The 19,349-nt window shown below is 63.2% G+C and carries 24 protein-coding genes; 22 read left to right on the top strand and 2 right to left on the bottom strand.

The window, feature by feature from the left end:
* Positions 1 to 170 precede the first annotated feature (170 nt).
* The 20 genes from ACOABP_RS07380 to ACOABP_RS07285 all read left to right on the top strand — a co-directional run bounded on the left by ACOABP_RS07380 (position 171) and on the right by ACOABP_RS07285 (position 15,582).
* The gene (locus ACOABP_RS07380) at positions 171 to 1,121 is read left to right on the top strand and encodes an ABC transporter ATP-binding protein (protein WP_474227582.1); all 951 of its coding nucleotides are present in this window, start codon (positions 171 to 173) and stop codon (positions 1,119 to 1,121) included.
* 20 nt (positions 1,122 to 1,141) lie between these two features.
* Complete coding sequence (locus ACOABP_RS07375) at positions 1,142 to 1,945, top strand: ABC transporter permease (protein ID WP_474227788.1); 804 nt, start codon at positions 1,142 to 1,144, stop codon at positions 1,943 to 1,945.
* 34 nt (positions 1,946 to 1,979) lie between these two features.
* Complete coding sequence (locus ACOABP_RS07370; RefSeq protein WP_066731174.1) at positions 1,980 to 2,228, top strand: BolA family protein; 249 nt, start codon at positions 1,980 to 1,982, stop codon at positions 2,226 to 2,228.
* Between the two features lie 67 nt (positions 2,229 to 2,295).
* The gene (gene murA / locus ACOABP_RS07365) at positions 2,296 to 3,546 is read left to right on the top strand and encodes a UDP-N-acetylglucosamine 1-carboxyvinyltransferase (protein WP_474227581.1); all 1,251 of its coding nucleotides are present in this window, start codon (positions 2,296 to 2,298) and stop codon (positions 3,544 to 3,546) included.
* Between the two features lie 57 nt (positions 3,547 to 3,603).
* Positions 3,604 to 4,278, top strand: a complete 675-nt coding sequence (gene hisG / locus ACOABP_RS07360) for an ATP phosphoribosyltransferase (RefSeq protein ID WP_474227580.1) — start codon at positions 3,604 to 3,606, stop codon at positions 4,276 to 4,278.
* A gap of 60 nt (positions 4,279 to 4,338) precedes the next feature.
* Complete coding sequence (gene hisD / locus ACOABP_RS07355; RefSeq protein WP_474227579.1) at positions 4,339 to 5,673, top strand: histidinol dehydrogenase; 1,335 nt, start codon at positions 4,339 to 4,341, stop codon at positions 5,671 to 5,673.
* 149 nt (positions 5,674 to 5,822) lie between these two features.
* Positions 5,823 to 6,923: a histidinol-phosphate transaminase gene (gene hisC, locus ACOABP_RS07350; RefSeq protein WP_474227578.1), complete on the top strand. Its 1,101-nt coding sequence runs from the start codon at positions 5,823 to 5,825 to the stop codon at positions 6,921 to 6,923.
* A gap of 7 nt (positions 6,924 to 6,930) precedes the next feature.
* Positions 6,931 to 7,518, top strand: a complete 588-nt coding sequence (hisB, locus tag ACOABP_RS07345) for an imidazoleglycerol-phosphate dehydratase HisB (RefSeq protein WP_066731163.1) — start codon at positions 6,931 to 6,933, stop codon at positions 7,516 to 7,518.
* A 103-nt stretch (positions 7,519 to 7,621) separates the two neighbouring features.
* Positions 7,622 to 8,245, top strand: a complete 624-nt coding sequence (locus tag ACOABP_RS07340) for a YchE family NAAT transporter (protein ID WP_066731160.1) — start codon at positions 7,622 to 7,624, stop codon at positions 8,243 to 8,245.
* Positions 8,242 to 8,895 carry an imidazole glycerol phosphate synthase subunit HisH gene (gene hisH / locus ACOABP_RS07335; RefSeq protein ID WP_066731158.1) on the top strand — a complete coding sequence of 218 codons (654 nt, stop codon included), beginning with the start codon at positions 8,242 to 8,244 and terminating at the stop codon, positions 8,893 to 8,895. The genes ACOABP_RS07340 and hisH overlap by 4 nt, the downstream gene beginning before the upstream one ends.
* A 175-nt stretch (positions 8,896 to 9,070) precedes the next feature.
* Positions 9,071 to 9,814: a 1-(5-phosphoribosyl)-5-[(5-phosphoribosylamino)methylideneamino]imidazole-4-carboxamide isomerase gene (gene hisA / locus ACOABP_RS07330; protein ID WP_474227577.1), complete on the top strand. Its 744-nt coding sequence runs from the start codon at positions 9,071 to 9,073 to the stop codon at positions 9,812 to 9,814.
* Between the two features lie 64 nt (positions 9,815 to 9,878).
* Entirely contained in the window at positions 9,879 to 10,649 is a 771-nt protein-coding gene (hisF, locus tag ACOABP_RS07325) for an imidazole glycerol phosphate synthase subunit HisF (protein ID WP_474227576.1), read from the top strand.
* A 2-nt stretch (positions 10,650 to 10,651) separates the two neighbouring features.
* The gene (gene hisI / locus ACOABP_RS07320; protein ID WP_066731150.1) at positions 10,652 to 11,059 is read left to right on the top strand and encodes a phosphoribosyl-AMP cyclohydrolase; all 408 of its coding nucleotides are present in this window, start codon (positions 10,652 to 10,654) and stop codon (positions 11,057 to 11,059) included.
* Positions 11,056 to 11,442 (top strand): phosphoribosyl-ATP diphosphatase, encoded by a 387-nt coding sequence (locus tag ACOABP_RS07315; protein ID WP_474227575.1) that lies wholly within the window; start codon positions 11,056 to 11,058, stop codon positions 11,440 to 11,442. The genes hisI and ACOABP_RS07315 overlap by 4 nt, the downstream gene beginning before the upstream one ends.
* A 67-nt stretch (positions 11,443 to 11,509) precedes the next feature.
* Complete coding sequence (locus ACOABP_RS07310; protein ID WP_066731145.1) at positions 11,510 to 11,902, top strand: DUF4870 family protein; 393 nt, start codon at positions 11,510 to 11,512, stop codon at positions 11,900 to 11,902.
* 85 nt (positions 11,903 to 11,987) lie between these two features.
* Positions 11,988 to 12,344 (top strand): histidine triad nucleotide-binding protein, encoded by a 357-nt coding sequence (locus ACOABP_RS07305; RefSeq protein WP_474227574.1) that lies wholly within the window; start codon positions 11,988 to 11,990, stop codon positions 12,342 to 12,344.
* Positions 12,345 to 12,506: 162 nt separating this feature from the next.
* Positions 12,507 to 12,743: a Sec-independent protein translocase subunit TatA gene (gene tatA / locus ACOABP_RS07300; RefSeq protein WP_066731139.1), complete on the top strand. Its 237-nt coding sequence runs from the start codon at positions 12,507 to 12,509 to the stop codon at positions 12,741 to 12,743.
* A gap of 90 nt (positions 12,744 to 12,833) precedes the next feature.
* Complete coding sequence (gene tatB / locus ACOABP_RS07295; protein ID WP_474227572.1) at positions 12,834 to 13,352, top strand: Sec-independent protein translocase protein TatB; 519 nt, start codon at positions 12,834 to 12,836, stop codon at positions 13,350 to 13,352.
* Between the two features lie 2 nt (positions 13,353 to 13,354).
* Positions 13,355 to 14,155 (top strand): twin-arginine translocase subunit TatC, encoded by an 801-nt coding sequence (gene tatC, locus ACOABP_RS07290; RefSeq protein WP_066731137.1) that lies wholly within the window; start codon positions 13,355 to 13,357, stop codon positions 14,153 to 14,155.
* A 254-nt stretch (positions 14,156 to 14,409) separates the two neighbouring features.
* Positions 14,410 to 15,582, top strand: coding sequence for a porin (locus tag ACOABP_RS07285; protein ID WP_474227571.1), 1,173 nt, complete (start codon positions 14,410 to 14,412; stop codon positions 15,580 to 15,582).
* A 465-nt stretch (positions 15,583 to 16,047) separates the two neighbouring features.
* On the opposite strand, the gene ACOABP_RS07280 is transcribed toward ACOABP_RS07285, so the two are convergent.
* The gene (locus tag ACOABP_RS07280) at positions 16,048 to 17,241 is read right to left on the bottom strand and encodes a Do family serine endopeptidase (protein ID WP_066731135.1); all 1,194 of its coding nucleotides are present in this window, start codon (positions 17,239 to 17,241) and stop codon (positions 16,048 to 16,050) included.
* Between the two features lie 20 nt (positions 17,242 to 17,261).
* Here ACOABP_RS07280 and ACOABP_RS07275 point away from each other — a divergent pair, with 20 nt between their 5' ends.
* Positions 17,262 to 18,008 (top strand): Nif3-like dinuclear metal center hexameric protein, encoded by a 747-nt coding sequence (locus ACOABP_RS07275; protein ID WP_066731133.1) that lies wholly within the window; start codon positions 17,262 to 17,264, stop codon positions 18,006 to 18,008.
* 42 nt (positions 18,009 to 18,050) lie between these two features.
* Here the strand turns inward: ACOABP_RS07275 and mscL are convergent, their stop codons facing one another.
* Positions 18,051 to 18,485 carry a large conductance mechanosensitive channel protein MscL gene (gene mscL, locus ACOABP_RS07270; RefSeq protein ID WP_066731130.1) on the bottom strand — a complete coding sequence of 145 codons (435 nt, stop codon included), beginning with the start codon at positions 18,483 to 18,485 and terminating at the stop codon, positions 18,051 to 18,053.
* A gap of 244 nt (positions 18,486 to 18,729) precedes the next feature.
* Here mscL and petA point away from each other — a divergent pair, with 244 nt between their 5' ends.
* Positions 18,730 to 19,347 carry a ubiquinol-cytochrome c reductase iron-sulfur subunit gene (petA, locus tag ACOABP_RS07265; RefSeq protein WP_066731128.1) on the top strand — a complete coding sequence of 206 codons (618 nt, stop codon included), beginning with the start codon at positions 18,730 to 18,732 and terminating at the stop codon, positions 19,345 to 19,347.
* Positions 19,348 to 19,349 lie beyond the last annotated feature (2 nt).

Raw genomic sequence — 19,349 nt, 5'->3', positions numbered from 1 at the left:
GCAAAGCGGGGGAACCCCCGCATCCCCTATAATTCCGGGTTGTTCGTCCCCAAGTCGCCCCCAAGTGTCCTGACACAATTCCACAGGTGCTGCGCGGCTAACCTCAGGGGCGCTCCCCCAAATCCAGGTAAGGCTGACCGCCAAGCGGCCCCATCCCAAGACATTCGGCCATGAAAGCCATCGAAATTACCGATGTCCGCAAGCGCTACCGCAACCTGCAGGCGCTCAAGGGTGTCAGTTTCAGCGTCGAGCGCGGCGAATTCTTCGGCCTGCTCGGTCCCAACGGCGCGGGCAAGACCACGCTGATCTCCATCCTGGCCGGCCTGAATCGCGCCGATTCGGGTACGGTCAGCGTGCTGGGCCACGACGTGGTGGATGACTACCGGATGGCGCGCCGCATGCTGGGCGTGGTGCCCCAGGAGCTGGTTTTCGATCCGTTCTTCACGGTGCGCGAGACGCTGCGGCTGCAGTCCGGTTATTTCGGCCTGAAGCGCAACGACGACTGGATCGACGAGATCATGGCCAACCTCGATCTCACCAACAAGGCCGACAGCAACATGCGCCAGCTTTCGGGCGGCATGAAGCGCCGCGTGCTGGTGGCCCAGGCGCTGGTGCACCGTCCGCCCGTGATCGTGCTGGACGAACCCACCGCCGGCGTGGACGTGGAACTGCGCCAGACGCTGTGGAAGTTCATCTCACGGCTGAATCGCGAAGGCCACACGATCATCCTGACCACCCACTACCTGGAAGAAGCCGAGGCGTTGTGCGACCGTATCGCCATGCTCAAGTTCGGCGAGGTGGTGGCGCTGGACCGCACCAGCAGCCTGCTGAACCAGTTCGCGGGCCTGCAGCTGGTGCTGACGCTTTCGAAGGGCACGCTGCCAGCCGAACTGGAAGCGCTGCGCACGCCGGGCAACCCGGGCGAGCGCGCGCATCGCCTGCGGCTGTCGGGCTACGAGGCCGTGGAGCCCATCCTGGCCGCGCTGCGCGCTGCCGGTTGCGAAGTCGAAGACATGGAAATCAGCAAGGCAGACCTGGAAGACGTGTTCGTGCAGATCATGCGCCGTGAAGGCCAGATGCCCGGCAGTACGCCGAACGCCGCCATGGAGGCCGCGGCATGAAGAATCCCGTGGAGGTCAACATGGCCCAGCGCGAGGAACAGCGCCTCGCGTCGATGGGTGTCGGCGGCCTGGTCGGCTTCCGCACGCTGCTCTACAAGGAAGTGCTGCGTTTCTGGAAGGTGTCCTTCCAGACCGTGGCCGCGCCGGTGCTGACCGCCGTGCTGTACCTGCTGATCTTCGGCCATGTGCTCGAAGACCGGGTGCGCGTCTACGACCAGATCAGCTACACCGCCTTCCTGGTGCCCGGCCTGGTGATGATGAGCGTGCTGCAGAACGCATTCGCCAACAGTTCGTCGTCGCTGATCCAGTCAAAGATCACGGGCAACCTGGTGTTCATCCTGCTGCCGCCGCTGTCGCACTGGGAAATGTTCGGCGCCTACGTGGTGGCGTCGATCGTGCGTGGACTCTGCGTGGGCCTGGGTGTGCTGCTGGTGACGGCCTGGTTTGCGAACCTGCATTTCGCGCATCCGCTCTGGATCCTGGTGTTCGGGCTGGCCGGTGCCGGCATCCTGGGCACGCTGGGGCTGATCGCCGGTATCTGGGCCGAGAAGTTCGACCAGCTGGCCGCGTTCCAGAACTTCCTGATCATGCCGGCCACGTTCCTGTCCGGCGTGTTCTATTCGATTCATTCCTTGCCGCCGTTCTGGCAGGCCGTGTCGCACGCCAACCCGTTCTTCTACATGATCGATGGGTTCCGCTTCGGCTTCTTCGGCGTGTCCGACGTGCCGCCGCTGCACAGCCTGGCCGTGGTGGCCGTGGCGTTCGTGGTGCTGGCCGCGCTGGCGCTGCGCCTGCTGCGCAAGGGTTACAAGCTGCGGCACTGATTTGCCGCAAATCACCGAATTCACAGAGACAGACATGCTGCCTACTCCGGAACAAGTCAGGGACTACATTGCCCAAGGATTGCCCTGCGAACATCTGCACGTGGAGGGCGACGGCCAGCACTTCTTCGCCACGATCGTGAGCGGGGAGTTCGAAGGCAAGCGCCTGATCCAGCGGCACCAGCGCGTCTATGCGGCGCTGGGCGACCGCATGCGTGCCGAGATCCATGCGCTGTCGATGAAGACCCTGACGCCGGCCGAATGGCAGGCCGACGGCGCCAGGTAAGGCGCGTCGACACTCCAACAGACAACACCCCGGCGGATGCAAGCCCGCCGGCTGACAAGACAGAAACATGGACAAATTCCAGATCCAGGGCAACGGGCCGCTCAAGGGCGAAGTCCGCGTCTCGGGCGCCAAGAACGCCGCGCTGCCCATCCTGTGCGCCGGCCTGCTGACCGCCGATACCGTATCGCTGTCCAACGTGCCGGACCTGCAGGACACGCGCACGATGCTCAAGCTGCTGCGCCAGATGGGCATGCAGGCCGACATGGAAAGCGGCGTGGCCACGCTGAACGGGGCCGACATCAATTCGCCGGAAGCCTCCTACGACCTCGTGAAGACGATGCGTGCGTCGATCCTGGTGCTGGGCCCGCTGGTGGCCCGCTTCGGCGAGGCCCGCGTGTCGTTGCCGGGCGGCTGCGGCATTGGCGCCCGCCCCGTGGATCAGCACATCAAGGGCCTGCAGGCCATGGGTGCCGAGATCAACATCGAGCACGGCTTCATCCATGCCCGCGCCGGCCGCCTGAAGGGCGCCCGCGTGGTGACGGACATGATCACCGTGACCGGTACCGAGAACCTGCTGATGGCCGCGACGCTGGCCGAAGGCGAGACCGTGCTGGAAAACGCCGCCCGCGAGCCCGAGGTGACCGATCTGGCCGAACTGCTGGTCAAGATGGGCGCGAAGATCGACGGCATCGGCACCGACCGCCTGATCGTGCAGGGCGTGGACAAGCTCCACGGCGCACAGCACAGCGTGGTGGCCGACCGCATCGAGGCCGGCACGTTCCTGTGCGCCGCCGCCGCGACGCTGGGTGACATCGTCGTGCGCGACATCCCGCCGCTGATCCTGGACGCCGTGCTGGTCAAGCTGCGCGAGACCGGTGCCACGATCGAGACCGGCGACAACTGGATCCGCCTGGCCATGCCGCAACGCGCGCAGGCCGTGAGCTTCCGCACGTCGGAATACCCGGCCTTCCCGACCGACATGCAGGCCCAGTTCATGGCGCTGAACGCGGTGGCCGAAGGCACGGCACGCATCACCGAGACGATTTTCGAAAACCGCTTCATGCACGTGCAGGAGCTAAACCGGCTGGGCGCGAACATTACGGCCGAGGGCAATACGGCCGTGGTGACCGGCGTGCCGCGCCTGTCCGGCGCCAACGTGATGGCCACCGACCTGCGGGCATCGGCCAGCCTGGTCATCGCCGGCCTGGTGGCAGATGGCGAAACGACGATCGACCGGATCTACCACCTGGATCGCGGCTACGACCGCATGGAAGACAAGCTGTCGGCAGTCGGCGCGAAGATCCGCCGCATCGCCTGAGCCAGAAACAGCCGCCTCAAGCCGCCTCAAGCCGCCCCGAACCTAGAAGAATTGACGATGAGCCCCGCATTCAACGCCTCGCCCAACCAGCTGACGCTGGCACTGTCCAAGGGCCGCATCTTTACCGAAACGCTGCCGCTGCTGGCCGCGGCCGGCATCCAGGTGACCGAGGATCCCGAGACCTCGCGCAAGCTGATCCTGCCGACTTCGGATCCGGCTGTGCGCGTGATCATCGTGCGTGCATCGGACGTGCCGACCTACGTGCAATACGGCGCGGCCGACTTCGGCGTGGCCGGCAAGGATGTGCTGATGGAACACGGCATGACCGGCCTGTACGCGCCGATCGACCTGAACATCGCGCGCTGCCGCATGTCGGTGGCGGTGCCGGCCGGGTTCGACTACGCCAAGGCGGTACGGCAGGGCGCGCGCCTGGCCGTGGCCACCAAGTACGTGCAGACGGCGCGCGAGCACTTTGCCAAGAAGGGCGTGCACGTCGACCTGATCAAGCTGTACGGCTCGATGGAGCTGGGCCCGCTGGTGGGGCTGTCCGATGCCATCGTCGACCTGGTCAGCACCGGGGGCACGCTGCGTGCGAACAATCTGGTCGAAGTGGAAGAGATCGTGCAGATCTCGTCGCGGCTGGTGGTCAACCAGGCCGCGCTGAAGCTCAAGCGGGAACGGCTGACGCCGATTCTCGAAGCATTCGAACGTGCCTCGGCGGCGCTCGCCTGAGGTACGCACAAGTTGAACCCGACCGGGAATCCGTCAGGGATTCTGCGAGGACAAGCAGTCATGAACGAAACCGATATGGAAAACCTGTCGATCCGCCGGCTCGACTCGACCGAGCCCGGTTTTGCCGATGCCCTGCGCCAGGTGCTGGCGTTCGAGGCGTCGGAAGACGAGGCCATCGATCGCGCCGCGGCCGACATCCTGGCTGACGTGCGCCGCCGTGGCGACGATGCCGTGCTCGAATACACGCGCCGTTTCGACCGCCTGGAAGCTGCCTCGATGGGCGCGCTGGAACTGTCGCAATCCCAACTGGAAGCGGCGCTGGAAGACCTGGAGCCGAAGCGCCGGGCCGCACTGGAGGCCGCCGCCGCACGGGTGCGCGCCTACCACGAGAAGCAGAAGATCGAATGCGGCAGCCATAGCTGGGAATACACCGAGGCCGACGGCACCATGCTGGGCCAGAAGGTGACCCCGCTGGACCGCGTGGGCCTGTACGTGCCCGGCGGCAAGGCGGCGTATCCGTCGTCGGTGCTGATGAACGCGATTCCGGCACGCGTGGCCGGCGTCAAGGAAGTGATCATGGTCGTGCCCACGCCCGGTGGCGTGCGCAACGAACTGGTGCTGGCCGCCGCGCAGATCGCCGGCGTGGACCGTGTGTTCACGATCGGCGGCGCGCAGGCCGTGGGCGCGCTGGCGTTCGGTACCGCCACGCTGCCGCAGGTGGACAAGATCGTCGGCCCGGGCAATGCCTATGTGGCTGCCGCCAAGCGCCGCGTGTTCGGCACGGTCGGCATCGACATGATCGCCGGCCCGTCCGAGATCCTGGTGATCTGCGACGGTACGACCGATCCGGACTGGGTGGCCATGGACCTGTTCTCGCAGGCCGAGCACGACGAGCTGGCACAGTCGATCCTGCTGTGCCCGGACGAGGCCTACCTGAACCGCGTGGAAGAAAGCATCCAGCGCCAGCTGCCGACGATGCCGCGCCGCGAAGTCATCGCCGCTTCGCTCGCGGGACGCGGAGCGCTGATCAAGGTGCGCGACATGGAAGAGGCCTGCGAGATCGCCAACGCCATCGCGCCCGAGCACCTGGAGATTTCCGCCGAAAACCCGCGCCAGTGGAGCGAGAAGATCCGCCATGCAGGCGCCATCTTCCTGGGTCGCTATACCAGCGAATCGCTGGGCGACTACTGCGCGGGCCCCAACCACGTGCTGCCCACCTCGCGCACCGCGCGCTTCTCGTCGCCGCTGGGCGTATATGACTTCCAGAAGCGTTCGAGCCTGATCGAGGTCAGCGAGGGTGGGGCGCAGATGCTGGGCCAGATCGCCGCCGAGCTGGCCTATGGCGAAGGCCTGCAGGCGCATGCCCGATCTGCCGAGTACCGTTTCAAGCGTTAAGAAACCACTTCAAAATGATTCTGGCGTCGTTGCGCGGCCTTGCCGTACTGCTTGTGCTGTCTGCGGCCGCGCGCCTGGCCAGAACCGCTTCGCTTCATTGTGAAGCGGTTTCCTGAAATGCCCGCAAAGCACGAAACCATAGGACCATCATGTCAGCCGTAGACCCATCCCTGATCGAACGCATCATCCGTGACGACGTGCGCGCCATGGGCGCCTACCATGTCGCCGATTCGCACGGACTGGTGAAGCTCGACGCGATGGAGAACCCGTACCGGCTGCCGCCCGACCTGCGCGCGCAACTGGCCGCGCGGCTGGGCGAGGTGGCCCTGAACCGTTATCCGGTGCCGAGCAGCGAAGCGCTGCGCGCGCAACTGAAGTCGGTCATGAAAGTGCCGGCCGGCATGGACGTGATGCTGGGCAACGGATCGGACGAACTGATCAGCATCATTTCGCTGGCCGCGGCGAAGCCGGGCGCCAAGGTGCTGGCGCCGGTGCCGGGCTTCGTCATGTATGCAATGTCGGCGCAGTTTGCCGGCCTGGGGTTTGTCGGCGTGCCGCTGCGCGCCGATTTCACGCTGGACCGCGCCGCCATGCTGGCCGCGATGGCCGAGCACAAGCCCGCCATCATCTACCTGGCCTACCCGAACAACCCCACTGGCAACCTGTTCGACGCCGCCGACATGGAAGCCATCGTGCGCGCCGCGCAGGGCGAGGTTTGCCAGAGCCTGGTGGTGGTGGACGAGGCCTACCAACCGTTTGCCCAGGAAAGCTGGATGCCGCGCCTGACCGAGTTCGGCAACCTGCTGGTGATGCGCACGGTGTCAAAGCTGGGCCTTGCCGGTATTCGCCTGGGCTACATGGCGGGTTCGCCGGAATGGCTGGCGCAGCTGGACAAGGTGCGCCCGCCGTACAACGTCAACGTGCTGACCGAAGCCACCGCGCTGTTCGCGCTGGAGCATGTGGACGTGCTGGACGATCAGGCCGCCCAACTGCGCGCCGAGCGCACGAAGCTGGCCGACGCCATGGCAGCCATGCCCGGTGTGACGGTCTACCCCAGCGCCGCCAACTTCCTGCTGGTGCGCGTGACGGATGCGGCACAGACGTTCGAGCGAGTGCTGGCGCGTAAGGTATTGATCAAGAACGTGAGTAAAATGCACGCATTGCTGGCCAACTGTCTGCGCGTGACGGTCAGCACCCCCGAAGAAAACGCGCAGTTTCTTGAGGCTTTCAACGCCTCGTTGCAGGATTAACCCCACCATGCGTGTTGCAGAGGTCACCCGCAATACCTCGGAAACGCAGATCCGCGTTTCGCTGAACCTTGATGGCACCGGCCGCCAGAAGCTGGCTTCCGGCGTGCCGTTCCTCGACCACATGCTGGACCAGATTGCCCGGCATGGCATGTTCGACCTGGAGGTCGAGGCCACGGGCGACACCCATATCGACGACCACCATACGGTGGAGGACGTCGGCATTACGCTGGGCCAGGCCGTGGCGCGCGCCATCGGCGACAAGAAGGGCATCACCCGCTACGGCCACAGCTACGTGCCGCTGGACGAATGCCTGTCGCGCGTGGTGATCGACTTCTCGGGCCGTCCGGGCCTGGAATTCCATGTGCCGTTCACGCGCGCCCGGGTGGGCAGCTTCGATGTCGACCTGACGATCGAGTTCTTCCGCGGCTTCGTCAACCACGCCGGGGTGACGCTCCATATCGACAACCTGCGCGGCATCAATGCCCACCACCAGTGCGAGACGGTGTTCAAGGCCTTTGGCCGTGCGTTGCGCATGGCGGTGGAGCTGGACCCGCGTGCGGCCAACCAGATTCCATCGACCAAGGGTACGCTCTGACCCATACTGTCTACTGACCTGAACCACTGACCTGCGCCCCCATAAAAGCAGGCGTGCCGGCTGGTTGCGGCGACGCTGACAACCTTCGACACACCCGCATCCGATGGATACGCTCAAGTCTTTCATCTCGCTGCTGGCGCTGATCAATCCGATCGGGGCGATCCCGTTCTTCATCAGCCTGACCAGCCAGCAGACAGAGGCGGAAAAGCTGAAAACGATCAAGACGGCGTCGATTGCCGTGGCGATCGTGGTGGGATTGTCGGCGTTGCTGGGCCAGCAGATCATTGAGTTCTTCAATATCTCGGTGGCGTCGTTGCAGGTGGGCGGCGGGCTGATCATGATCATGATGGCCATGAACATGCTGAACGCCCAGACCGGCCGCACCAAGGCCACGCCCGAGGAAGAGGACGAGGCCGAGGCCAAGACCAGTATCGCGGTGGTGCCCCTGGCGCTGCCGCTGCTGACCGGGCCGGGGTCGATCAGTACCGTGATCGTGTATGCGGGCAAGACGCACCACTGGTACGAGCTGCTGATCCTGGTGGGTATCGGCGTGGTGCTGGGCCTGGTGGTGTATGGCACGTTCCGTGCGGCGGATCCCATCGCACGGGTGGTTGGCAGGACCGGGATCAATATCGGCACGCGCCTGATGGGCTTGATCCTGTCGGCGCTGGCCGTTGAATTCATTGTGGACGGGCTGAAGACATTGTTGCCTGTTTTGAAATCATGACTACCATAGCAATTGTGGATTACGGCATGGGCAACCTGCGCTCGGTGGCGCAGGCTCTGCGTGCCGCGGCACCGGAAGCGGACGTGCAGGTTGTGGACCGCCCCGAAGCGATCCGCGCGGCCGACCGCGTGGTGCTGCCGGGGCAGGGTGCGATGCCCGACTGCATGGGCGCCCTGGGGGAATCGGGCCTGCAGCAGGCCGTGCTGGAAGCCGCGGCGTCGAAGCCGATGCTGGGGGTGTGCGTTGGCGAACAGATGCTGTTCGAACGCAGCAGTGAAGTCAGGTCGGGTGCGGACAGCACGCCGGCGCTGGGCCTGATGCCGGGCGAGGTGATCCGCTTTGAACTGGAAGGGATGACGCAGCCCGATGGCTCGCGCTTCAAGGTGCCGCAGATGGGCTGGAACCGCGTGCGTCAGGCGCTGCCCCATCCGATGTGGCAAGGCATCCCGGACGACAGCTGGTTCTACTTCGTACATAGTTATTATGTGCAGGCGCAGGAGCCCGCGCATATCGCCGGCGAGACTGAGTATGGCGTCGTGTTTACCAGTGCGGTGGCACGCGATAATATTTTCGCCACGCAGTTCCACCCGGAGAAGAGCGCCGCGATGGGTTTGCAGCTATACCGGAATTTCGTGCACTGGAATCCGTAAAGCGTCAGAAGCACCTGTTACCAGAAGCGCCACAAGATCAACAGCGATACCTGTCGTTCAGAGCCACCGACCCAGACTGCATCCACTGCAAAACTGACATGACCTGAGCGCCCGCGCAGCCGCGCTGGCATCGCTGCCCTTTTCCTTTTTACACAACCACCACGCTCGTTACGCTATGTTGCTCATTCCGGCCATCGACCTGAAGGACGGTCAGTGTGTACGCCTCAAACAAGGCGATATGGACCAGGCTACCGTCTTTTCCGAAGATCCCGCCGCCATGGCACGCCACTGGGTGAACCAGGGCGCGCGTCGCCTGCATCTGGTCGACCTGAACGGCGCTTTCGTTGGCAAGCCCCGCAATGAGGCGGCCATCAAGGCCATCATCGCCGAAGTGGGCGACGAAATCCCCGTGCAGCTCGGCGGCGGTATCCGCGACCTTAACACCATCGAGCGCTGGCTCGACGACGGCCTGTCATACGTGATCATCGGCACCGCTGCCGTGAAGAACCCCGGGTTCCTGAAGGACGCCTGCTCGGCGTTCGGCGGCCACATCATCGTCGGGCTCGATGCCAAGGACGGCAAGGTGGCCACCGATGGCTGGAGCAAGCTGACCGGCCACGAAGTGGCGGATCTGGCACGCAAGTACGAAGACTACGGCGTGGAAGCCATCATCTACACCGACATTGGCCGCGACGGCATGCTGCAGGGCATCAACATCGACGCCACGGTCAAGCTGGCCCAGTCGATGTCGATCCCGGTGATCGCCAGCGGCGGCCTGTCGAACATGGCCGACATCGACCAGCTCTGCGCCGTGGAACGGGAAGGCGTGGAAGGCGTGATCTGCGGCCGCGCGATCTATTCGGGCGACCTGGTCTTCTCTGACGCCCAGGCGCACGCAGACAAGCTGGGCGCCGAGTAACGCCGCCAGGCAGGCCGCCACAACCAGCCGCTCCCGGGCAAGGGGGCGGCAGGCAAGGAATCACATGCTAGCCAAACGTATCATCCCCTGCCTGGACGTCACCAACGGGCGGGTGGTCAAGGGTGTCAACTTCGTCGAACTGCGCGATGCGGGAGACCCTGTGGAAATCGCTCGCCGCTACGACGAGCAAGGTGCCGATGAAATCACATTTCTCGACATCACCGCGACCAGCGATGGGCGCGACCTGATCCTCCACATCATCGAGGCCGTGGCTTCGCAGGTGTTCATTCCGCTGACGGTTGGCGGCGGCGTGCGTGCCGTGGAAGACGTGCGCCGGCTGCTCAATGCCGGTGCGGACAAGATCAGCGTGAATTCGTCCGCCATCGCCAATCCGCAACTGGTTTCGGACGCCACCGGCAAATATGGCTCGCAGTGCATCGTGGTCGCCATCGATGCCAAGCGCAGCTCGGCCCCGGGCGAGCCGGCCCGCTGGGAAGTCTTCACCCATGGCGGCCGCAAGGCCACCGGCCTGGACGCCGTGGAATGGGCGTGCGAGATGGCGCGCCGCGGCGCGGGCGAGATCCTGCTGACCAGTATGGACCGTGACGGCACGAAGAGCGGATTCGACCTGGAACTGACGCGCGCGGTCAGCGACGCAGTACCGGTACCCGTTATTGCGTCAGGTGGCGTGGGCGGCCTGCAGGATCTGGCCGACGGCATCAAGCTCGGCCACGCCGACGCCGTGCTGGCTGCCAGCATCTTCCACTATGGCCAGCACACCGTTGGCGAAGCAAAGGCATTCATGGCCCGCGAGGGCATCCCCGTCCGGATCTGATCATGGCAAAGAAGTGGTTGAACAAGGTGAAGTGGGACGACAACGGCCTGGTGCCGGTGATCGTCCAGGAGACGGGCTCCAACGACGTGCTGATGTTCGCGTTCATGAACCGCGAGGCGCTGCAGCGTACGGTAGAGCTGGGCGAGGCCGTGTTCTGGTCGCGCTCGCGCAAGCGCCTGTGGCACAAGGGCGAAGAGTCGGGCCACGTGCAGAAGGTGCATGAAATCCGCCTGGACTGCGACGAGGACGTGGTGCTGCTGAAGGTTACCCAGGTCGACAGCATCGCCTGCCATACCGGCCGGCACTCGTGCTTCTTCCAGAAATTCGAAGGCGATGTCGAGTCGGGCGACTGGCATACCGTTGAGCCGGTGCTCAAGGACCCGTCCACGATCTACGCCGGCAAGCCATGAGCCAGGACAACCAGACGACCGGCCTGGCTGGCTCGGCAGACATATTGGCCCGCGTGGCCGCCACGCTGGAATCGCGCAAGCCCGAAAACGGCGGCGATCCCGACAAATCCTATGTGGCCAAGCTGTTCAGGAAGGGCGATGACGCCATCCTGAAGAAGATCGGCGAGGAAGCCACCGAGACCGTGATGGCCGCCAAGGACGCCCGTGCGGCCGGCCTGGGCGACGAAGCCGTCGGCAAGGTGATCTACGAAGTGGCCGACCTGTGGTTCCACACGATGGTGCTGCTCTCGCACATCGGGGCCACGCCGGCTGACGTGGTCAACGAACTGGCGCGCCGCGAGGGGCTGTCGGGGCTGGTCGAGAAAGCCAGTCGCAAGGAGTAGCATTGAGCCTATGGCCGCCCGGAAATGTTCCGGGCACGGCATACGCGCTGTAACGCTGGAGGGCACGATGGCGACGGACTACACCACGCAGGTGACCACAACCGCTGATGCGGACAAGCTCGACGGATTGCGCAAGCTGACGCACATCCTTTACGCGCTCTATGCGATCCACTGGTTTACTGGCGGAATTACGGCGCTGATCGCGATCATCGTGAACTACGTGAAGCGCGACGATACTCGCGGTACGGTCTATGCCTCGCACTTCGCCTGGCAGATCCGCACGTTCTGGTGGTCGATCGTCTGGTACGTGGTGGGCGGCTTCATGTTCGTGACAGTGTTGCTGTTCCCGGTGGCAATCGCCGTTTTCTGCGTTTTGTCACTGTGGATACTGTATCGTATCGTCAAGGGCTGGCTGTACCTGAACGACCGCAAGCCGATGTACCCGGGCGAGGCGTTCTGAGGCCGGACCGGCAAGATCAAGAGAAAAGTGGCAGCAGGGCGGCACGATTTCCTGCAATGTGCTGACAGGCTGCAACAAGAACTTCATGAAATCCCAGGACAATTGCATTTTCTGCAAGATCGTGGCCGGCCAGATCCCGTCCAGCAAGGTGTATGAGGACGACGATCTGCTGGCGTTTCACGATATCCATCCCAAAGCGCCGGTACACTTTCTGGTAATTCCGAAATCGCATGTGGATTCGCTGGCTGAATGCGGACCCGGCGATGCGGGTGTGCTTGCTAGAATAATGCTCAAGGTGCCCGAACTGGCACGCCTGGCCGGCTGCGACAACGGCTTCCGTACGGTGATCAACACCGGCACGGACGGCGGACAGGAGGTGTCCCATCTCCATCTGCACGTACTTGGCGGCCCGCGCGACCAGTGGAAGTCACCGGCGTTCTGAACGGCAATCCAGGACAGCCAGGGCATGAGAAAGGGGCTGGGACAGTGATGTCCTGGCCAGATGTTGCGTCGGGTACCGTCGCCCCGGCGCAGCCTTTGAAGGACGGAACTACGGGGCCGGGCGATCAAATTCCGACGCCCGCGGCTTTATCAGGAGCAAGAAATGGGTTCGTTTAGCATTTGGCACTGGCTGATCGTGCTGGTGATCGTCATGCTCGTCTTCGGTACCAAGAAGCTGCGCAACATCGGCCAGGACCTGGGTGGTGCGGTAAAGGGCTTCAAGGACGGCATGAAGGACGGTAACGCGGAGGAACCTGGCGCCAAGCCGGCCGCGGCCAAGGAACTGCGCGACACCACCACGATCGACGTGGAAGCCAAGGAAAAGCAGCGCCAGGAATAATCCGCCGGCTGATCTTTCCTTGTCAGTCATCCTCCCGGCGGCCGCGCACGGCGCGGCCCGCCTGTCCTGTGTCTCAGTTCCGGTTTTCGCATGATCGATCTCGGCATTTCCAAGCTGGCACTGATTGGCGCCGTGGCGCTGATCGTGATCGGCCCCGAGCGTCTGCCGAAGGTGGCGCGCACGGTCGGCGCACTGGTCGGCCGCGCGCAGCGCTATATCAATGACGTGAAGGCCGAAGTCAGCCGCGAGGTGGAGCTCGAGGAACTGCGCAAGATGCGCACGGAATTCGAGAACGCCGCGCGCGACGTCGAGCAGACCATCCACAAGGAAGTCAACGAACACACCCAGGCGCTGAACGAGGCGCTGGGCGGTGTGGAGGCTTCCGGTACATCCGGCTCCGATGCCAGTGGCATCAGCGCCGGGTACGTGCCCAGCTGGGACAGCGCGCACAAATCGCACAACGGCCGCAAAAGCTGGCGCGTCAAGCAAGGCGCCCGGCCGGTCTGGTTCAAGCGTCAGCAGAACGTGCGCGTCTGGGTGCAGTCGGGCGCAGCCCGCGTGAAGCGCCATCGCCCGGCCAGCGGCCGTAACCGTTCCTTCTTCGAGTAAGCATGGCGGGCACCCAAGACCCCAACGATCCTAACGATCCCAACGGCGAGTCCCAGCAAGAGACTTTCATTTCCCACCTGATCGAGCTGCGCGAGCGGCTGGTGAAGGCGGTGGCCGGGGTCATCATCGTCTTTCTCGGCCTGGTTTACTGGGCGGCGGAGATCTTCAACCTGTTCTCCAAGCCGCTGACGCAGTCGCTGCCCAAGAACGGCCGCATGATCGTGACCGATGTCACCGGCTCGTTCTTCGTGCCGATGAAGGTCACGATGCTGGTGTCGTTCCTGATCGCGCTGCCGTGGGTGCTCTACCAGATCTGGCGCTTTGTCGCGCCGGGCCTGTACCAGCATGAGAAGAAACTGATCATGCCACTGGTGAGCAGCAGCTATCTGCTGTTCCTGTGCGGCGTGGCATTCGCGTACTTCCTGGTGTTCCCGACGGTGTTCCATTTCATGGCGCACTACAACGCGCCACTCGGGGCCGAGATGTCGACCGACATCGACAAGTACCTGAGCTTTGCAATGACCACGTTCCTGGCATTCGGCATCACGTTCGAGGTGCCGGTGGTGGTGATCGTGCTGGTGAAATTCGGCGTGGTGGAGCTGGAAAAGCTCAAGCAGATCCGCCCGTACGTGATTGTTGGCGCATTCATCATCGCCGCCGTTGTCACGCCACCTGATGTGATGTCGCAACTGTTGCTGGCCGTGCCGCTGGTCATGTTGTACGAACTGGGCTTGCTGATGGCCCGTTTTGTGACCAGGCAGCCGCTTGGCACCCCCGCCGAAGGCGAAACGCAGGCTGACTAAGTTCCTGAGCAGTTGTTAACGGGCTGTATCCCCACGGTCTGAATGCTGCGTTTCGCACCAAAATGGTGAATTTCACGTTGTTTGCTGTTGCTTCGTCACAACAAGAAGCGTCGGTAAACCGTGTTTACGGCGAAAAAGACTTCTGACGCGCTGGGGGGGTGACACATAATACGACGCAGACGTGAAGGTTAATGCGTCGCCCAAGCACTTGGGCAACCAAGATTTCCCAATCAGTTGACAAGGAAAGTGTCGATATGAAGATGAAACTGTTTGCAGCTGCCGTTGCCGCTCTGGCCGCCGGCGGTGCCTATGCCCAGTCGAGCGTGACCCTGTACGGTGTGGTTGACGCTGGCGTTGAGTACCAGAACCACGCGCCGAACGTCGCCGGTCAGACTGGTAGCCATGATGTGGTCCGTCTGAACTCGGGCAACATGTCGGGCAGCCGTTGGGGCCTGCGTGGCGTGGAAGACCTGGGCGGCGGCCTGAAGGGCGTGTTCGTCCTGGAAAGCGGTTTCAGCGTTGACACCGGCAACTCGGGCCAAAACGGCCGTCTGTTCGGCCGTCAAGCCTTCGTTGGTGTGCAAAGCCAGTTCGGCACGCTGACCCTGGGTCGCCACCAAACGCCGTTCTATGACTTCGGTCTGGCCTTCGACCCGATGGCCATCTCGACGAACTACTCGATCACCAACCAAGGTGTTGAGTTCCAAAGCCGCGCCGACAACTCGATCAAGTACACCGGCACGTTCGGTGGCCTGACCGGCTCGCTGCTGTACAGCACCGGCGCCAACACGGTTGCTGGTACGCAAACGGCTAACCAGTACGGCGGTTTCTCGGGTGAAGTCCCGGGTTCGTACAAGACCGGCCGTGAGTACAGCGCCAGCCTGATCTATAACGGCGGTCCGTTCTCGATCGGCGCGGTCTTCGACGAAACCAACCAAGGACAGAACCCGTACACGACCACCCTGGGCAGCGCCAAGATCCAGCGCGCTTCGGTTGCCGGTTCGTACGCTTTCGGTCCGGCCAAGGTGTTCGCTGGCTACCGTTACGCACACGCTCTGCAAGGCGCAGTTCTGCCGGGTGCAGTGCTGGCTGGCCAAACGGCCGCTCAGCCGGGCGTAAACGTGTCGAACCTGTACTGGCTGGGCATGGGTTACCAGCTGACCCCGGCTCTGTCGCTGACGGGCGCCGCTTACTACCAAGACTTCCGCAACACCAAGGCTGATCCGTGGTCGTTCGTGGTGTCGACGGACTACGCTTTCTCGAAGCGTACCGACGCATACTTCAACGTCGCCTACACGAAGAACAAGGACGGCTCGACCCTGGGCGTAGCTTCGGCGAGCTCGGGCGCAGGTGGCTCGGGCTTCGGTACGACCAACGGTTCGTACAACCAGTTCGGCGCTGTGGTTGGTGTTCGCCACAAGTTCTAATTTGACGCGGGTGTAAGCCCGCTTCAGATTCGGCTTGATCAAAACGCCGGCATCCGCAAGGATGCCGGCGTTTTGTTTTGTGACGCGGGACGCCCCGCATCACAAGCGACGCGCTCGGCGTCAGACCCGGCCGATCGTTCCCGATGGCATTTGTACAGCATTGGGCGGGAGGGAAGATCCCCGCGCAATTCGGTCTCGTGTTGCGTTCCTGTCCTGCGCCCTTGTCACAGGCCTCCTGCCAGATGGTGCACAGCTGGTGCGAGGCGAGATCGATTGCCGCGACCGTGGTCGCATCATCGGTTCGCAGCCCATATTGCAGGTCGTATCGATTACCGGCAGGCACCTGCCAGAATACAAAAAAGCCCCAGCCATCACTGGCGGAGGCTTTTGCAATGAAGCTGTAACGCTTTGGCCCGGCTGACCGTCAGCCAGCCGAAGGGCGGCTGCGAAGCCGCCTGCAAACCATCACTCTTCCTCATCCAGCGGCATGGCGCGGCGCGGCGGAGGCGGGCGCTTGCCGATCATCACGGCGAGTTCGGCCGGCTTGCCGCGGCGAATGACCTTCATCTTGACTTCGGCGCCGGGCTTGAGCTGCGCGATGGCATTGAGTAGCGCAGTCGTATCGGAAATCACCTGGTTGTCGACCGATACCAGTACGTCGCCAGGCTTCACGCCGGCCTTGTCGGCAGGGCCGCCCTGGACAACGGCCGCGATCAGCGCGCCTTCCTTCGCGTCCAGGCCAAACGATTCAGCGATCTCGGGGGTCAGGTCCTGGGGCTCCACGCCGATCCAGCCGCGCGTCACACTGCCAGTCGAGATGATGGATTCCATCACCTGCTTGGCGGTCGACACCGGGATGGCGAAGCCGATACCGAGCGAACCGCCCGAGCGCGAATAGATGGCGGTGTTGATGCCCAGCAGGTTGCCCTGCGCGTCCACCAGCGCGCCGCCCGAGTTGCCCGGGTTGATGGCTGCGTCGGTCTGGATGAAGTTCTCGAAGGTATTGATACCCAGGTGGCTGCGGCCCAGCGCGGAAACGATACCCATCGTCACGGTCTGGCCCACGCCAAACGGATTGCCGATGGCCAGCACCACGTCGCCGACCTTCACGTTCTCGATGCGGCCCAGCGTGATCGCAGGCAGATCCTTGAGCGTGATCTTCAGCACGGCCAGATCGGTCTCGGGGTCGGAGCCGACGACCTTGGCGTTGGCCTTGCGGCCATCGGTCAGCGCCACCTCGATTTCATCGGCGCCATCCACCACATGGTGGTTGGTTAGAATGTAACCCTCGGCGCTGACAATCACGCCCGAACCCAGGCTGGACACCGGCTCCTGGCGTTCCGGCAGCCGATCGCCGAAGAAGAACCGGAACCACGGATCCTCCGCCTGCGGATTGGGTGACCGCTTCGTGCCGTTCTTGCTGGTGAAGATGTTGACCACGGCGGGCATGGCTTCCTTGGCGGCATCGCTATAGGAACCCTGTGCCGCAGAGCCGGCCACGCTTGGCACCACTTCCTTCAGTGCCACGATGGGCGACCCCGACTGCACGGCCACCCGCCCACGCTGCAGCCACTCGGGTTTGAGCGTGGCTACCACGAACCACACGGCCAGCACGACCGTGACGGCCTGAGCAAAGAACAGCCAGAATCGGCGCAACATATCGGAGTTTTGACCAGAAAATGAAAACCAAAGAGCTGGAATTGTACTTGAACGACCTGCTGGAAGTTTCCCGCTTCAAGGACTATTGCCCGAACGGGCTCCAAGTGCAAGGTCGACCCGAAGTCACCCATATCGTCACTGGCGTAACAGCTAGCCTCGCGCTGATCGACGCAGCCATCGAGGCCGGCGCCGATGCAATCCTGGTGCATCACGGTTACTTCTGGAAGAACGAAGATGCACGGGTCATCGGTCAAAAACACGCAAGATTGAAGAAGCTTCTTGCGGCCGATATCAACCTGATGGCCTTTCACCTGCCATTGGACAATCACGCAGAATTGGGCAATAACGCGCAACTGGGCCTGCAGCTGGGCGTCGCACCCAACGGCCGTTTCAGCGACGATCAACTTGGCTGGACAGGCACGCTGCCGCAGCCGATGCCGCTGCATGCGTTCGCCGCGCACGTAGGCGGCGTGCTCGATCGCGAGCCGCTGACCATTGGAGATCCGGATCAGATGATTCGAAGCGTGGGCTGGTGCACGGGCGGCGCGCAGGGGTATTTCGCGGCCGCCGTGGCGGCCGGCGTGGATGTTTACCTGAGTGGGGAAGTGTCCGAGCCCACTACGCATCTGGCGCGCGAGAGCGGTGTGGCCTATATCGCGGCCGGGCATCACGCAACAGAGCGCTATGGCATCCGGGCCGTGGGCGAACATCTGGCGCAGCGCTTCGACCTGCGCCATACCTTCATCGATATTCCGAACCCGGTCTGAGCGCCCGGGTCCGGAAACGTCAGCAATCCAGGTCAGGCACCATCAGGCGCCCGGGGCCTTCAGGCTGTCGCGGATTTCGCGCAGGAGCTTGATGTCCTCGGGTGTTTCGGCCGGCTTCGGGGCTTCCTGCTCCTTCTCCCGCATGTTGTTGAACGCGCGGACCATCATGAAGATGATGAATGCGAGGATGACAAAGTTGACCACGATGGTCAGGAAATTGCCGTAGGCGAACACGGGCACGCCGGCCTTCTTCAAGGCATCGAGCGTGTGCGGCACGCCCGGGGGCGGCTCGGCCAGCACGACAAACATGTTGGAAAAATCGAGTTTGCCCACCACGCGGCCCACCAGCGGCATGATCAGGTCGTTGACGACAGAATCGACGATCTTCCCGAACGCAGCGCCGATGATCACACCCACGGCCAGGTCGATCACGTTGCCACGCATCGCAAAAGTTCGGAACTCGCTCATCATTCCCATCGGTTTTTCTCCAATTTGTTGTTCCAGATTAACGTTTGTGTTTGACAAAGCCTGCATCATCGCAACCTCGAGTGCAAGTCTGGATGCCGCATCAGAACGCTTTCCGCAGCGATCCCACATCCGTTCCCATGACCGATTATCGGCGCCACGGCTATCAGTAGTTCGCCTATCGTCGCCAGATGTGCCTCAGGTATAATTTTTTGTTGACGCAGGATTCAATTGATGACATCCCCTGGGGTTTGGAATGAGTGACCAGCAAGACGTGAAGAACGTAGACAAAGGTCGCCGCAATTGGTTGATCGCGACATCCGTCGCGGGCGGCGTAGGAGGCGTTGCAGTAGCAGTACCGTTTGTCAGCACCTTTGCACCGTCGGAAAAGGCCAAGGCCGCCGGCGCGCCTGTTGAAGCCGACGTTGGCGGCCTGAAACCCGGCGAGATGATGACGGTTGAATGGCGGGGCAAACCGGTCTGGATTCTGCGCCGTACCCCTGAAATGCTTGCCTCGCTCAAGAAGACCGATGCAGAGGTAGCGGATCCCGATTCCGACGTTCCCTTCACGATGAAGACGCCGGACTATTGCAAGAACGAGACCCGCTCGCGCGCCGAACACAAGGACCTGCTGGTCGTGGTCGGCATCTGCTCGCATCTTGGCTGCTCTCCCTCCGGTCCGTTCGCCTCGGGTTCCAACCCGCAGCTTGGCGCAGACCCTGGCTTCCTGTGCCCGTGCCACGGTTCCACCTTCGATCTTGCAGGCCGCGTGTTCAAGAACAAGCCTGCACCGCAGAATCTTGACGTACCCCCGTACCAGTTCCTGTCCGACACCAAGATCGTGATCGGCAAGGACGAGAAAGGAGAAGCGTGATC

The organism is Cupriavidus sp. HE11 (assembly GCF_056097175.1).
Note: the sequence above shows the minus strand (reverse complement) of the source record. Positions and strands in the feature narration are given on the sequence as shown.

Excerpts from the sequence above, each read along its gene's own strand:
- mscL (WP_066731130.1), bottom strand. The coding sequence starts at position 18,485 with ATGGGAATGATGAGCGAGTTCCGAACTTTTGCGATGCGTGGCAACGTG.
- hisB (WP_066731163.1), top strand. The coding sequence starts at position 6,931 with ATGCGTGTTGCAGAGGTCACCCGCAATACCTCGGAAACGCAGATCCGC.
- hisF (WP_474227576.1), top strand. The coding sequence starts at position 9,879 with ATGCTAGCCAAACGTATCATCCCCTGCCTGGACGTCACCAACGGGCGG.
- murA (WP_474227581.1), top strand. The coding sequence starts at position 2,296 with ATGGACAAATTCCAGATCCAGGGCAACGGGCCGCTCAAGGGCGAAGTC.
- ACOABP_RS07310 (WP_066731145.1), top strand. The coding sequence starts at position 11,510 with ATGGCGACGGACTACACCACGCAGGTGACCACAACCGCTGATGCGGAC.
- ACOABP_RS07305 (WP_474227574.1), top strand. The coding sequence starts at position 11,988 with ATGAAATCCCAGGACAATTGCATTTTCTGCAAGATCGTGGCCGGCCAG.
- petA (WP_066731128.1), top strand. The coding sequence starts at position 18,730 with ATGAGTGACCAGCAAGACGTGAAGAACGTAGACAAAGGTCGCCGCAAT.
- hisI (WP_066731150.1), top strand. The coding sequence starts at position 10,652 with ATGGCAAAGAAGTGGTTGAACAAGGTGAAGTGGGACGACAACGGCCTG.
- ACOABP_RS07340 (WP_066731160.1), top strand. The coding sequence starts at position 7,622 with ATGGATACGCTCAAGTCTTTCATCTCGCTGCTGGCGCTGATCAATCCG.
- hisH (WP_066731158.1), top strand. The coding sequence starts at position 8,242 with ATGACTACCATAGCAATTGTGGATTACGGCATGGGCAACCTGCGCTCG.
- hisG (WP_474227580.1), top strand. The coding sequence starts at position 3,604 with ATGAGCCCCGCATTCAACGCCTCGCCCAACCAGCTGACGCTGGCACTG.
- ACOABP_RS07375 (WP_474227788.1), top strand. The coding sequence starts at position 1,142 with ATGGCCCAGCGCGAGGAACAGCGCCTCGCGTCGATGGGTGTCGGCGGC.
- hisD (WP_474227579.1), top strand. The coding sequence starts at position 4,339 with ATGAACGAAACCGATATGGAAAACCTGTCGATCCGCCGGCTCGACTCG.
- ACOABP_RS07315 (WP_474227575.1), top strand. The coding sequence starts at position 11,056 with ATGAGCCAGGACAACCAGACGACCGGCCTGGCTGGCTCGGCAGACATA.
- ACOABP_RS07275 (WP_066731133.1), top strand. The coding sequence starts at position 17,262 with ATGAAAACCAAAGAGCTGGAATTGTACTTGAACGACCTGCTGGAAGTT.
- tatB (WP_474227572.1), top strand. The coding sequence starts at position 12,834 with ATGATCGATCTCGGCATTTCCAAGCTGGCACTGATTGGCGCCGTGGCG.
- tatC (WP_066731137.1), top strand. The coding sequence starts at position 13,355 with ATGGCGGGCACCCAAGACCCCAACGATCCTAACGATCCCAACGGCGAG.
- ACOABP_RS07370 (WP_066731174.1), top strand. The coding sequence starts at position 1,980 with ATGCTGCCTACTCCGGAACAAGTCAGGGACTACATTGCCCAAGGATTG.
- ACOABP_RS07280 (WP_066731135.1), bottom strand. The coding sequence starts at position 17,241 with ATGTTGCGCCGATTCTGGCTGTTCTTTGCTCAGGCCGTCACGGTCGTG.
- ACOABP_RS07285 (WP_474227571.1), top strand. The coding sequence starts at position 14,410 with ATGAAGATGAAACTGTTTGCAGCTGCCGTTGCCGCTCTGGCCGCCGGC.
- tatA (WP_066731139.1), top strand. The coding sequence starts at position 12,507 with ATGGGTTCGTTTAGCATTTGGCACTGGCTGATCGTGCTGGTGATCGTC.
- hisA (WP_474227577.1), top strand. The coding sequence starts at position 9,071 with ATGTTGCTCATTCCGGCCATCGACCTGAAGGACGGTCAGTGTGTACGC.
- hisC (WP_474227578.1), top strand. The coding sequence starts at position 5,823 with ATGTCAGCCGTAGACCCATCCCTGATCGAACGCATCATCCGTGACGAC.
- ACOABP_RS07380 (WP_474227582.1), top strand. The coding sequence starts at position 171 with ATGAAAGCCATCGAAATTACCGATGTCCGCAAGCGCTACCGCAACCTG.